General features: G+C 67.4%; 14 protein-coding genes. 8 read left to right on the top strand and 6 right to left on the bottom strand.

Annotated features, from left to right (window positions below):
- Positions 1-5 precede the first annotated feature (5 nt).
- The gene (locus tag ACIBH2_RS31295) at positions 6-1,457 is read right to left on the bottom strand and encodes a DUF4185 domain-containing protein (protein ID WP_397124021.1); all 1,452 of its coding nucleotides are present in this window, start codon (positions 1,455-1,457) and stop codon (positions 6-8) included.
- 180 nt (positions 1,458-1,637) lie between these two features.
- On the opposite strand from ACIBH2_RS31295, the gene ACIBH2_RS31290 reads away from it, so the two are divergent.
- A complete protein-coding gene (locus ACIBH2_RS31290; protein ID WP_397124019.1) occupies positions 1,638-1,904 on the top strand; it encodes an HPr family phosphocarrier protein in 267 nt (88 codons plus the stop codon).
- 15 nt (positions 1,905-1,919) lie between these two features.
- Here the strand turns inward: ACIBH2_RS31290 and ACIBH2_RS31285 are convergent, their stop codons facing one another.
- Positions 1,920-3,038, bottom strand: a complete 1,119-nt coding sequence (locus tag ACIBH2_RS31285; protein WP_397124017.1) for a BTAD domain-containing putative transcriptional regulator — start codon at positions 3,036-3,038, stop codon at positions 1,920-1,922.
- Positions 3,039-3,156: 118 nt separating this feature from the next.
- On the bottom strand, positions 3,157-4,194 hold the full coding sequence (gene fbaA / locus ACIBH2_RS31280) for a class II fructose-bisphosphate aldolase (RefSeq protein WP_397124015.1): 1,038 nt from the start codon (positions 4,192-4,194) through the stop codon (positions 3,157-3,159).
- Between the two features lie 185 nt (positions 4,195-4,379).
- Here fbaA and ACIBH2_RS31275 point away from each other — a divergent pair, with 185 nt between their 5' ends.
- Entirely contained in the window at positions 4,380-5,069 is a 690-nt protein-coding gene (locus tag ACIBH2_RS31275) for a DedA family protein (protein WP_397124311.1), read from the top strand.
- A 31-nt stretch (positions 5,070-5,100) separates the two neighbouring features.
- On the top strand, positions 5,101-5,781 hold the full coding sequence (locus tag ACIBH2_RS31270; RefSeq protein WP_397124309.1) for a DedA family protein: 681 nt from the start codon (positions 5,101-5,103) through the stop codon (positions 5,779-5,781).
- Between the two features lie 10 nt (positions 5,782-5,791).
- On the opposite strand, the gene ACIBH2_RS31265 is transcribed toward ACIBH2_RS31270, so the two are convergent.
- The 3 genes from ACIBH2_RS31265 to ACIBH2_RS31255 all read right to left on the bottom strand — a co-directional run bounded on the left by ACIBH2_RS31265 (position 5,792) and on the right by ACIBH2_RS31255 (position 8,076).
- A complete protein-coding gene (locus ACIBH2_RS31265) occupies positions 5,792-6,943 on the bottom strand; it encodes a glycoside hydrolase family 76 protein (RefSeq protein ID WP_397124013.1) in 1,152 nt (383 codons plus the stop codon).
- A 96-nt stretch (positions 6,944-7,039) separates the two neighbouring features.
- Positions 7,040-7,729: a TrmH family RNA methyltransferase gene (locus ACIBH2_RS31260; protein WP_397124011.1), complete on the bottom strand. Its 690-nt coding sequence runs from the start codon at positions 7,727-7,729 to the stop codon at positions 7,040-7,042.
- A 26-nt stretch (positions 7,730-7,755) separates the two neighbouring features.
- Positions 7,756-8,076, bottom strand: coding sequence for a DUF4190 domain-containing protein (locus tag ACIBH2_RS31255; protein ID WP_397124009.1), 321 nt, complete (start codon positions 8,074-8,076; stop codon positions 7,756-7,758).
- Between the two features lie 182 nt (positions 8,077-8,258).
- Between ACIBH2_RS31255 and ACIBH2_RS31250 the strand changes: the two genes are divergently transcribed.
- The 5 genes from ACIBH2_RS31250 to ACIBH2_RS31230 all read left to right on the top strand — a co-directional run bounded on the left by ACIBH2_RS31250 (position 8,259) and on the right by ACIBH2_RS31230 (position 12,986).
- The gene (locus ACIBH2_RS31250; protein WP_397124007.1) at positions 8,259-9,638 is read left to right on the top strand and encodes a sensor histidine kinase; all 1,380 of its coding nucleotides are present in this window, start codon (positions 8,259-8,261) and stop codon (positions 9,636-9,638) included.
- Complete coding sequence (locus tag ACIBH2_RS31245; protein WP_397124005.1) at positions 9,635-10,288, top strand: response regulator; 654 nt, start codon at positions 9,635-9,637, stop codon at positions 10,286-10,288. Before ACIBH2_RS31250 ends, ACIBH2_RS31245 begins: the two co-directional genes overlap by 4 nt.
- A 62-nt stretch (positions 10,289-10,350) precedes the next feature.
- Positions 10,351-10,953: a Uma2 family endonuclease gene (locus ACIBH2_RS31240; protein ID WP_397124003.1), complete on the top strand. Its 603-nt coding sequence runs from the start codon at positions 10,351-10,353 to the stop codon at positions 10,951-10,953.
- Positions 10,954-11,039: 86 nt separating this feature from the next.
- On the top strand, positions 11,040-11,486 hold the full coding sequence (locus ACIBH2_RS31235; protein ID WP_397124001.1) for a hypothetical protein: 447 nt from the start codon (positions 11,040-11,042) through the stop codon (positions 11,484-11,486).
- A 162-nt stretch (positions 11,487-11,648) separates the two neighbouring features.
- Positions 11,649-12,986, top strand: coding sequence for a purine-cytosine permease family protein (locus ACIBH2_RS31230; protein WP_397123999.1), 1,338 nt, complete (start codon positions 11,649-11,651; stop codon positions 12,984-12,986).

The raw sequence follows: 12,986 nt of genomic DNA, 5'->3' as shown, positions 1-12,986 counted from the left end.
GCGCGCTACCTCATGCTCGCGTGCATGAGGTACACGTTGTAGTCGTTCCACGTCGACAGCGTGAAATACAGGTCCTCGCCCGTGGACCACGGATGAATGAACCCGCCGTACAACTCGGGGTATTGCAGCGCCGACACCATCGGCGTACTCGGCGACCACACCCCCTGCGGTGAATCCGCTTCGCGCACAACGATCGCCGTCTTGGCGGTATCCAGATAGCTCATCTGCCACACCTGCCGCACGGCGTCGTAGCGCACCGACAGCTCACCGGCCGGTGCCTCGACAATCGATGTGGCGGAGGCGAATCCACCGACCGGCGTCCACGATCCGTCACGCCAGTACTGGTACGCGGTGGTGTTGAGCACCTGCTCCTTGGGCACCCGCGCCAGCCCGACCGACCCCAGCCGGGTATTCGGCGTGCCGAACATGTACACGTAGTCGCCCTGCGGCACCATGGACGTCACCTGGAAGTTGGAGAGCCCGAAGATATTGTCCCACTTGGCATGTGGGTCCTTGGTCCAGGTCTCGCCGTGATCGTCGGAGTAGGCGATGCCGCCGTAGTTGGTGTGGAAGGTGCCCGGCACCGTATTCCAGGTCCGAATCGACATGTAGCTCATGTACTGACGGTCACCGAGCGCGAATCCCGAGGTCGGAATGGTGGTGATCTCGATATTGTCGAGCTTCTTGCTGCTCAGCAATTCGGCCGCGTGACAGCGGGAGTCGGTGACCATGCGATCGAAGGTGACGCCGTCGTGCAGTTCGGCATCGGTGCTGAAGGCCAGCAGATTGCTGCGCCAATCCTCACCGAATCCGCCCGGCGGATGGAAGTCGCGTCCGACCGTATCGCCGAAGGCCACCGCGATCTCCCCCGGCGCGCTCTCCCACATGATGCCGAGATCGGTGCCGTTGACCTGCCAGCGCTTGTCGGTGCGGTTCACCGAATTGGCTCCGGTCAGCTTGGCCACCTCGCGCACCCCCGAGACCCTCGGCGCGGGCCGCGCCGGAGCCTGCGGAGCCACCTCGATGGTCGGCGTCACCGCTTCCGGCCCGGGCGGCAGCTGTGGCGGATCAGGGTTCGGGAAGGCGAAGTGGAAGGGTTGCGGCCGCAGGCGCACCTGTGGAATCCCCAACTGCTCCAGCAGATTCGGCAGCGGCGTCGACCCGTCGGTGAGGTCCGGGCACGGATTCACGCACGGATCGGTCGGCAGCGTCATGCGCACCCGCGTGGTGTTCTCCTGCGGCGGCCCGGGGTCGACGGTGACGACCGGATACGGAATCGGCACCTCGACGGTCTTGGCGAACAGCCCCTCGTGCGTCGGCTTCGGATCGCTCACGCACGGCCCGGCTCCCAGCGCCGCTTCGGTCGGCACCGCGTTGACCTCGGACCGGTCGGCGCACACCAGCACGCCCGCTCCGAACAACACCGCCCCCACGGCCGCCAGCATCCGCTTGGCCATGCATTCAACCTCTCGATATTCCGGCTTTTCGGACACATTCGGGCAGGACCATACCCGCCAGACGTGTCCGATTTCCGCTACCGGGGGCGCGACTCGCGCAACTCATGTTCGCGACTTCGCAATGCGTCCCAGCTCACGATTCGAAACCAACTGGGCAGCAGCGTAATACAGTCGGCATTCGTGTACATGGAGAAGATCACGGCCACCCGGGCGCTGACCGCCGAACTGGCCGAGGAGATCCTCGAGCACTGCGGGCGATACACCTCGCGCATCACCATCAGCTGCCACGACCACGTGGTGAACGCGCCGGTGCTGTCGGTGGCCTGGCCGGACCTGCGCATTCGGCCCGGCGACGCCGTGACGATCACCGCCGAGAGCGGACATCAGCCGCCGGATCTGGAGGACCGCCGCGCCCTCAGCGATATCGTCGGGCTGCTCACGGCCTGACTCGCCGCTCGAAAATCAGTGCGCGGCCTGGAAGACCAACACCGTCGAACCGATCCGAATGGCATCGCCGTCGGCCAGCACCGCCGCGCTCTCGATGGCCTCTTCGTTGATGTAGACCCCATTGGCCGAGTGCAGATCCTTGACCAGCAGCCCGGCCCGGCTCGGCGTGATGTGCGCGTGGTACCGACTGGCCTTCGGATCGTCGAGCACCAGATCGTTGTCGGTCATCCGGCCGATCTTCAGCCCGGTCCGAGCCACCGGAACAGTCCGACCGTCCGGTAGTCGCAACTGCCCGCTGCGCACCGCGCGCGGCATTTCGGTGACCGTCTCGGTCATGGCCTTGGCCATGCGTTCGACATCGGCCATCTCCACGGTATTGAGCGGCTCCTGCCGCAACACCCGCTGCTCCAGCGCCACCAGCGCCGGTCCGGGATCGATGCCGAGCTCATCGGCGAGCACCGTGCGCACCCGACGGCACGCGTCCAGGGCGTCGGCCTGCCGACCCGACAGATACAGCGCCGTGATGAGCTGCGCCCACAGCGGTTCCCGCAGCGGATGCGCATTGGTCATGGCGACCAGCTCGCCCACCACCGACGACGCTCGCCCACAGGCAATTTCGGCGTCGATGCGCGCGGCCGCGACCAGCAGCCGCTCCTCGTCCATGGCGGTGGCGAAGCTGTCGGCGAAGGACAGTCCGGTCAGATCGTCGAGGGCGCGCCCGCTCCACTGGTTCAGCGCGTCGCCGTAGAGCCGCGCGGCGGCCTCCGGATTACCCGCCGCCCCGGCCTCCATACCGGTGCGGCGAATACTCTCGAACCGTCCCAGATCGCACTGCTCGTCGGCGATTTCGAGCCGGTACCCGGACGATTCGGTGCGCAGCACCGCACCCGGATCGACCCCGGCATTGCGCAGTGTCTTGCGAATATTCGAGACGAACACCTGCAGGCTGGCCTGGTAGGAGTCCGGCGGCTCGTCGTTCCAGACGATATCGGCCAGGGCCTGCGACGACACCGCGCGCCGTCGGTTCACGGTCAGCGCGGCCAGCAGTGCGCGCGGCTTCGGTCCGCCGACGGGCAGCGCGTGGCCATCCACCAGCAGCTGCACAGGCCCCAGGACCCGCACTTCGAGACTCATGCCCAGCACCTCGACATACACCGAAGCGTCGAAAGCGGCCGCGGCGGCAGCACATCCAGCATTGCCGCCGCGGCACGCGCGTCGTTCACCTCGTTCGGAATTCCGCTCGAGGGCTACCTTACTTGGCGCTGATGGAGCGACCGGCCGACTTCAGGTCGTTGCAGGCCTCCACCACGCGCGCGGCCATATTGGTCTCGGCCTTCTTCAGGTACGAGCGCGGGTCGTAGACCTTCTTGTTGCCGACCTCGCCGTCCACCTTCAGCACACCGTCGTAGTTGCTGAACATGTGAGCGGCCACCGGACGGGTGAAGGCGTACTGGGTGTCGGTGTCGACGTTCATCTTGACCACGCCGTAGCGCAGCGAATCCTCGATCTCGGACTTGAGCGAGCCCGAACCGCCGTGGAAGACGAAGTCGAACGGCTGCGCGTCGGAGCCCAGCCCCAGCTTGGCGGCGGCCACGCGCTGGCCCTCGGCGAGCACCTCGGGCTTGAGCTTCACATTGCCCGGCTTGTAGACGCCGTGCACATTGCCGAAGGTGGCGGCCAGCAGGTACTTGCCGTTCTCGCCCGCGCCGAGCGCGTCGATGGTCTTCTCGAAGTCCTCGGGGGAGGTGTAGAGCTTGTCGTTGATGGCGTTCTCGACGCCGTCCTCTTCACCGCCGACGACGCCGATCTCGACCTCGAGGATGATGTTCGCGGCATGGGCCTGCTTGAGCAGTTCCTTGGCGATCTCGAGGTTCTCGTCGATCGGAATGGCCGAGCCGTCCCACATGTGCGACTGGAACAGCGGGTTCTGACCGTTCTTCACGCGCTCAGCCGACAGCGCCAGCAGCGGACGCACGAAGCCGTCCAGCTTGTCCTTGGGGCAGTGGTCGGTGTGCAGCGCGATGGTGATGTCGTACTTGGCGGCGACGACGTGCGCGAATTCCGCGAGCGCCACCGAGCCGGTGACCATGTCCTTCACACCCAGGCCGGAGCCGAATTCGGCGCCGCCGGTGGAGAACTGGATGATCCCGTCGCTGCCCGCATCGGCGAAGCCCTTGATGGCCGCGTTGATGGTCTCCGAGGACGTGCAGTTGATCGCCGGGAAAGCGAAGGAGTTCTCTTTGGCCCGACCGAGCATCTCGGCGTAGACCTCCGGAGTCGCGATGGGCACAGTGACCTCCGTGTGTGTGCTGCGTACAACAAATTTTGTCAGCCCACACGATAAGGCAACCCGGTTTCCGTCCGGGCAATGCCCTCACAACCATGACAACTCTGTGATGTCACTTCGACATTCGGTGTGATGTGGGAATCACCGGTAGGGTGGTGGCCGTGACCTTGCTGGCCGCTTCCGACGCTATGACGACCACTCTGGCGATGCCCCAATTTCTCGACCCCATGTACCTCCTCACGGAGTCATGGCTGAAGAACGCGGTGCTGCCCGCCATTCTGGTGATCGTCTTCATCGAGACCGGTCTGCTGTTCCCGCTACTGCCGGGCGACTCGCTGCTGTTCACCGGCGGCCTGCTCGCGGCGCAGCCGAATCCGCCGGTCTCCATCTGGATTCTCGCCCCCGCCGTGGCGGTCACCGCGTTCCTCGGCGACCAGTGCGCGTACTGGATCGGCCGCAAGGGGTTCGGGGCCGCGCTCTATCACCGGCCGGACGGGCGTTTCCTGAAGAAGAAGTACATCACCGAGGCGCACGAGTTCTTCGAGAAGTGGGGGCCGGTCGCGATCATCCTGGCCCGCTTCGTGCCGATCGCCCGCACCTTCGTGCCGGTGTTGGCGGGCGTCTCGGCCATGGATTACCGCAAGTACGTGTCCTTCGACATCGTCGGCGCCATCCTGTGGGGCGGCGGCGTGACCGTGCTCGGCTACTTCCTGGGCAATGTGGCGTTCATTCGCGACAACATCGAGGCCATCTTCCTGCTCATCGTGTTCGTCTCGGTCATTCCGATGATCGCGTCCGTAGCGAAGGCGTTGCTGAACCGTCGCTCCGAGGCCGCGACCACCGAAGCTCCCGCACGTACCAACGAACCCACCCACTGAGCCCTTGTCCGCCACCCCGCTGAACCTCGCGATGGGCGCGTTCTCCCCGCTCGAGACAGCCGGGCCGCTACTCGTGTGGACGGTGGTTCTCACCTTCGTCTTCCTGGAGTGCGCGCTCATCATCGGGCTGTTCCTGCCGGGCGACTCCATGCTCATCACCGCCGGTGTGGTGCTGGCCGCGCATGCCACCGGGGAAGCGCAGGTCTGGGCGCTGTCAGTGGGCGCGATGGTCGCGGCCATCGCCGGTAACCAGGTCGGTTACGTGATCGGGCATCGCACCGGACACCATCTGGTGGCGCGCAAGGACGGCAAGTACATCAACACCCGGAATCTGGCGCGGGTCTCCGAGCTGCTGCACAAGCACGGGTTCCTCGCGGTGCTGGTCGCGCGCTGGATTCCGTGGGTGCGCACGCTGTGCCCGGTGGTCGCGGGTGCGGCCGGAATGGATCACCGCAAGTACACGGTCGCCTCCACCATCGGCGCGATCATCTGGGCTCCGGTGCTGCTGCTCGTCGGCTACTACGCGGGCAGTTTCCTGGAGGACATGTCGTGGCTGATGCCGGTCGTCATCGGGACGCTGGTGGTCGGTCTGGTGCTGGGCACGATCGTGGGAATTCGGCAGTACCGGGTGGAAATGGCCCGCCCCATCGAGGATTTCGACGTGGACAGCGCCGAGGCCAGCGCGGGCGTCTCCGACCGCAAGAGCGCCTGAGGCCGGGGTGCTACAGCCCCGCCGCGGTCACCTGGTGCGCGGCCTCCATCAGCTTCCATCCCGAAAGCTGCACGGACAGATCGCGTTCCGGGGTGCGCGAGGCGGTCACCGAACCATTGGCGGTGAGGTATCCCGCGCCCGCGATGCCGGGTAGTCGTGCGGGTTTGCGCCAGTCCGGGCCGAACAGCGGTTCACCCTCGACCTCGAGCCGGTTCTCCCACGCGGCGAGCGCGGAAGTGCGGACGATCGCCGCGGCGGTGCGCCGGGCCTTGACGTGCACCTCGTCCTCCCCGGGCAGCATGATCGCTACCAGCGCCAGGTAGCGAATGAGAATGCCGTTGAACAGGCCGCCGTCACCGCCACCGCCGCCGTTGACCACGCCGCCGCTGGTCATATGCTCTTCGACCGCGTCGAGCAGATGCAGTACGCGTTCGGCGTGGCGCGGCGCGTCGGTGTGCACCGCCAATTCGGTCTCCAGGCCGAGGACCACGCCCTGGCAGTAGCTGTAGACGGGCCGTTCGATCTCCCCGGAGGGTAGGTGGACACCGTCGAGAATCAGCCCGGTCTCCTTGTCCCGCAAGGTCGCATCGATCCAGTCGGCCATATCCTGGGCGCGCTGGTAGCGACCCAAGCGGGCCATGGCGATACCGGCCGGACCGTTGGCGGGCGCGTTGTAGAAGTCCGAACCCTTGCGCCACGGAATACCGCCGCCGACCTCCGGGGCCCACGCGGTGTAGAGCTCCTTCTCCAAAGTGACCAGCGCCGTGCGCATTTCGTCGTCGAAGCCGAGGGTGCGCCGGGCGCGCTCCAAGGAGATGGCCAACCAGGCCATATCGTCGTAGTACCGGTTGGTCCAGCCGGTGATATTGCGGGTGCGCATACCGCGCGCGACGGCGGTGATGCGGCGACGCCGCGCGGGGGTGGGTTCGCGCATGGCGGCATCGGTGGTGCAGTCGATGAGATGGGCCTGCCACCAGTAGTGCCAGGAGGCGAAGGCGCGTTCGCGGCGGGTGGCGGGCCAGCCGACCACGCCGAGGGTGGTTCCCGGAATTGCCCACAGATTGCGCAGATGCCGTGACACGATGGCTGATTCGGCCATATCCGCGCGCTCGGACCACTGCGCGGCAGTCGGCTCCGCGTGGCGGCCGGTCCGGGAACTCATAGGACATATGGTGCCAGTCGGGCGCGCGATTTCGTGGAGGATTTCGTTATGGAACCGTGTCTCTATTGATCTTGGTACTGGTACGTACCACCTGATTCACCAGGCGGTGGTGAGATCCGCGTGCTGACGAATCCAGGCGTGCATGGCGATGCCCGCGGCGACGCCCGCGTTGATGCTTCGGGTGGAACCGAATTGGGCGATGGAGACGGTGAGCACCGCCGCGCCGCGCGCGGCCTCGGTGACGCCCGGACCCTCCTGCCCGAACAGCAACAGACAGTTGCGCGGCAGCTGCGCGGTCTCCAACGGCACCGACCCCGGGACATTGTCGACGGCCACCACGGTGAGCCCCTCCGCCGTCGCGAACGCCAACAGCGAATCGATATCCGAATGGTGGTGGATGTGCTGATAGCGGTCGGTGACCATGGCCCCGCGCCGATTCCAGCGCTTGCGCCCGACAATGTGCACGGCCGCGGCGGCGAAGGCATTGGCGGTGCGCACCACGGTGCCGATATTCGCGTCGTGCCCGAAATTCTCGATGGCCACGTGGAAGGGATGACGCCGGGCGTCGATATCGGCGACCACCGCCTCCCGGGTCCAGTACCGGTAGGCGTCCACCACATTGCGGCGGTCACCGTGTTCGAGCAGCTCCGGGTCCAGGCGCGGATCCGCCGGTGGCTCGGTGCCGAACTCCTCGCGCCACGGCCCGACGCCGTGCGGATGCTCGCCCCACTCGGTGGGTCCGGGCAGCGCGTCATCGGAGGTCGGAGCGGCATTCACTCCGGTCATCGTAGTGACGCGCGCTGGCGAGGAAGTCAGGAGCCGGACGCGGCGGCGACAACGCTGACGAGAATGACCCCGCCGTAGATGACCACGGCCAGGATGAGCAGGCAGCTCGCGATGATCCCGCACACCCACCCGGCGGTCACATTGCCCCGCCCGCCGATCGCACCCCCGGAGTGGTCGATCTCCTTGCGCGCCTTGCTGCCCATGATCCAGGCGACCGGCCCGAGGATCTGGCAGAACACCAGGCTGAGAATGCCGATCACCAGAATGGTGGTGGCCTGCGGGTGATCCTGCGGCGGCCCGTAGCCGTAGCCCGGATATCCCTGGTAGCCGTATGGGGGGTAGCTCACGCGCTCATCGTATTTCCCGTGTGGGTCGCGAGCGAGTCGGTTCCGGCCGCAACGGCGACCGCGCCCGCCTGTCGGCGTGTCATAGCGCATGGGCATGATGCTGGGTGGTGGTGCTGACCCCACCCTGGGTTCTCGGGTCAGCGCCATCGATTGCCGCAGCGCCGCCGACGACGATGAGATGTATGAGCGAGATGTCCGCTGAACCGACCCTGGTCCTCGAGCGACCCGAGACGACACCCGAGCGCGCCCGGCCGCCGCTCTGGCTGACCGTGCTGCGCGCGCCCTTCGAGAAGCGCACGTGGAAGGAGTTGGCCTATCTGCTGGTCGCGCTGGTGCTCGGGTGCGTGGCGGCGGTCTACCTGTTCGTGGGGATCGGTGGCGGACTCTATATTTCGATCTTCCTCATCGGGCTGCCGATTCTCGCGGGGATATTTCTCGGCGCTCGGGTGTGGGGTCGGGTGTACCGGGCGCTGATCGGGGGATTGCTCGATACGCCCGTACCCGCGCCGCCGCCGTTCGCGCCACGGCCCGGGCTCATCGGGTGGCTGCGCGGCGTGGCCACCGACCGGACGTCGTGGCGGGCGCTGGCCTTCCTGCTGACGCAGGTGGTGCTCGGGGTCGTGGTCGGCTATGTCGTGCTGATCGTGGGCGTGGTCTGCGCCTTCATCGTGGTCTCCCCGATCTTCTGGGTGATCGACCATCCGGTGAATGTCGACGAGAACGGCGTGGAGCACCATTCGCTGGCGCAGATCGGCGACTTCTATGTCGAAACCTGGCCTAGCGTCATCGCTTTCGCGCTGGCGGGCCTGATCGCCTGCTTCGTCATGGTGTGGGTGATGCGCGGGGTGTGCTGGCTGCACCGGCAACTGGCCCTCGCGCTGCTCACCCCGACCTCCCGGGACCGGCAGCTGACCGAGTTACAGGCCAGCCGCCATGCGGCGGTACAGGATTCGGCCGCGACACTGCGTCGCCTGGAGCGCGATCTGCACGACGGCACCCAGGCCCGGCTGGTGAGCATCGCCATGGCCCTGGCCCGCGCCGAGGAGCGGCTGGCCACCGGCGGCGACCCCTCCGATCTGATCGTCGACGCCCGCACCGGGGCCAAGGAGGCGCTCACCGAGCTGCGCGAGCTGGTGCGCGGAATCCATCCGCCCGCACTGGAACTCGGCCTCGAACCCGCGCTGGAGACCCTCGCCGCCCGCTGCGCGCTGCCGGTGGAGCTGCGGGTGCTGCTGCCCACCCGGCCCGATCCGGCCATCGAGGCGATCGCGTACTTCTCGGTGGCGGAGCTGCTCACCAATGTCGCCAAACACGCCAACGCCAGCCATATCTGGGTCTCGGTCCTGCCGGAGGGCTCCGGCGGCATCGCGGTGACGGTGCGCGACAACGGTATGGGCGGTGCGCTGCAACCGGCCGAGCCGAATGGCGAATCCGTGGTGGGCGGCGGGCTGTCGGGCCTGGCCTCGCGGGCCCGGACCGTGGACGGCCGCCTGGTGGTGGACAGTCCGCCCGGTGGGCCTACCGTCGTCACCATGCTGCTTCCCGTCGCGGTGCCGAAATGAGCGAGCCACTGCGGATCGTCATCGCCGAGGACAATGCCATCCTGCGCGACGGCCTCACCGGACTGCTCACCGAGCGCGGCCATCGGGTGGTGGCCACGGTCGGCGAGGCCAGCACCCTCGGCGAGGTGGTCGCCGAACACCGGCCCGATGTCGCGGTGGTGGATGTGCGCATGCCGCCCACCTTCACCGACGAGGGCCTCATCGCGGCCCTGGAACTGCGCCGCCGCACCCCCGAGACCGGGGTGCTGGTGTTCTCGCAGTGGATCGAAACCCGGTATGCCACCGAACTTCTCGCCGCCGGGGCCGGTGGCGTGGGCTATCTGCTCAAGGACCGCGTCGCGGATGTGCGCGAGTTCGTGGACGCCCTGCACCGCGTGGCCACCGGCGGTACCGCTCTCGACCCGGAAGTGGTGAGTCAGTTGATGGGCGCTACCCGCCAACAGGATTCGCTCGCCCGCCTCACCCCGCGCGAACGCGAAGTGCTCGAACTCATGGCCCAGGGGCTGTCCAACGGCGCGATCGCCGCCGCGCTGAGCGTCACCGAGCGCGCGGTGGAGAAGCACATCGGCAATATCTTCCTCAAGCTCGATCTGCCGCCCTCGGACCTGCATCACCGCCGGGTGCTCGCGGTGCTGCGGCTCAAGGGCTGACGGCCCGCGGTCCCGGGGAGAAACGATGCCGGGTGGTAGCGGGGCGTGGAAGACTGGACGTCATGCGGCGGTCGAGATCCGCGGAAGCGGTGAAAATGGTTGGGGCGTGGCCGGATCACCTATTGACCATGGCGGAGTGGTCGGCGCTGCGCGAGGACGGCGATCTGTTCTGCGAACTCGTCGACGGGGTACCGGTGGTCGCGCCGCAGCCGCCTCGGCACCAATTGGCGGTGTGGCGGCTGGCCGCGCAGTTGGAACCCTCGCTGCCCGCGCCGCTGGCGGCCCTGGCGCGTATCGAATTGGTGGTGGAGGCGGAGTTTCCGGCAACCGTTCGGATACCGGATGTGCTGGTGGTCGGGGGTGCGGCGGGGGCGGCGCACGCCTCGCGGGTGCAGCCGTCGGAGGTGTTGGCGGCCATCGAAATTCTCTCGCCCGGGTCGCGGCGGGTGGACCGGATCATGAAGCCCGCGGAGTACGCGGCGGTCGGTATCGAGCACTACTGGTTGTTGGATCCGGAGGGTACGGTGCGGCTCACCGCGTACCGGCTGAGCCACGGTCGATACGAACCGGTCGGTGAGTACCGCGACCGGGTGACCCTCGACCTCGCGGGCCATGCGCTGCCCCTGGACCTCAACGCCCTCACCGCCCTGCGCTCCCCCGGCTGACACCGCTCGGTCGGGTTCCTCAACCCGCCCGCATGCCCCGCCATCAGCGCTTATCCTGGAAGTCCAAGGCCCTGGTGGAGGTTGCCATGGACCATGCGCGGATATTTCGAACGGTGCTCGGCGTGACGGTCGTGTACATGCTCACCCTCGTGCTCTGGCTCGGCTGGTTCGTCCACCTCGCCCCGCCCGGAACGGTTCCCATGCAGCTCTGCATGCTGGTCGGCATGTACGGCAGCCTCCTCGGTATCGGCATGCTGCTGGCCCAACGGCCACGGCGCTGCGACCGCCGCCTGCTCCGTCACGGCCTGGAGGGCTGGGCCAATATCGAAGGCGTCCATCCCCTGATGCCCACCGACCACCACACCGAACTGGCCGAACTCGACCTGGAACTGGTCGTCCCCGGTTCGGAGACCTACCACGGCAGCATCGTCCTGGACGTCCAACCCGTGGACCGCCCGAAAATCGAAGTAGGCGAAACGGTTTCGATCCGAGTCGACCCCAAGAACCGTGACCGCATCATCCTCTGCCTCTGACCTCTACGAAGGTGACAACTGATCTCGTGAGGCGGGGGTAACTCATCGGGTACCCCCACAATTGTTTCGGCACCCGTCCGCTGGCACGCGTCGGGGAGTCGCTACGGCTCTCTGCCGCGCGCTGAAGGCTCGGGGAGGCGGATGGGCCTTAGGCTTCCTGGGGTGACGATTGCTGGAGCTTCACCCGAGGAGAAGCAGGAAGCGCCCCTGCTGCTCGACACCGCGCCGCCGCGCACCCTCGGGTTCACCGATCAGGCCGCGTTCTGGGCCAATATCGGCGTCAGTCTGATCGGGTTCAGCGGTGCCGCGTATGTGCTGTATCCGACCGGACATCCGCCGCTGCCGCTGGTCGGCGCATTGCTCGCGACCCTGCTCGGCACGCTCGTCGGCACCGCCATGGTGGCCGGGACGGGCGCGGTGGGCACCCGCACGGGCGCGCCCGCCATGGTGGTGCTGCGCGGGCTGTTCGGCACCAAACTGTCGTATCTGCCGACGCTGGCCAACATCATCCAGTGCGTCGGCTGGGGCGTGTACGAGCTGACCGTCATCGCCCTCGGCGTCTCCGCCATGACCGACGACCGGGTGCCGCACGCGCTGGTGATCGTGGCCGCCGGGGTGTTCTCCACCGTCATGGCCATCTGGCCGCTGCGGGTGGTGCATCTGCTGCGCAAGTACGTCACCGTCGCGGTGGGAATCGCCTTGGTGTACTTCACCGTTCAATTGCTGCGCAATCCGGTGCCGGAGCCCACCGACACCAGTTGGAGCGGATTCTTCCCCGCCGTGGACACCACTCTCGCGGTTTCGGTGTCGTTCGTGCCGCTGGCCGCCGACTACGCCCGGCACGCCCGCTCGGTCCGCTCCTCGGCCGGTGCCACCATCGTCGGGTACTCGGCGGCGCAGATCTGGTGCTACGTGCTCGGCACCATCGCCATCCTCCAGGCCGGGGGCGACGCCTCCAAGATCTTCGACACCTTCCTCGGCGTCACCGCCGGATGGGCGTTCTTCGCGGTCCTGGTGCTGCGCGAGACCGACCAGTCCTTCGCCAATGTGTACTCCACCGCCATGTCCCTGCAGAATCTGCTGCCCCGCGTGGACCGCCGCGTGCTCGCCAGCGCCGTCGGTTTGGCGGTCATCCTGCTCGCGCTGCCGGTGCGCGACTTCAGCAGCTACGCGAACTTCCTGTACCTGATCGGATCGGTGTTCGTCCCGCTGTCGGCCGTGCTGATCGTGGACTACTTCCTCGGGCGCGGACGGCGGCACTGGAACCTGGAACAGAACTCCCCGGCCCGCCCGCTCATGCTGCTGCCGTGGGCCTGCGGCTTCGTCACCTACCAGCTCTGCAATCCCGGCTCCATCAGCTGGTGGGCGCAGTTCTGGTCGAAAGTGCAGGACGCCACCGGAATTCACCCCGGCTGGTGGTCCTCGGCCTCGCTGTTCTCCTGGCTGGTCGCCGCGCTGGTGACGGCGGCGCTCCTGCTGATCGCCCGGCGGAGGGCGTGA

It is taken from the genome of Nocardia sp. NPDC050406 (assembly GCF_044459025.1).
In the GTDB taxonomy this organism is placed as follows: Bacteria; Actinomycetota; Actinomycetes; order Mycobacteriales; family Mycobacteriaceae; genus Nocardia.
Note: the sequence above shows the minus strand (reverse complement) of the source record. Positions and strands in the feature narration are given on the sequence as shown.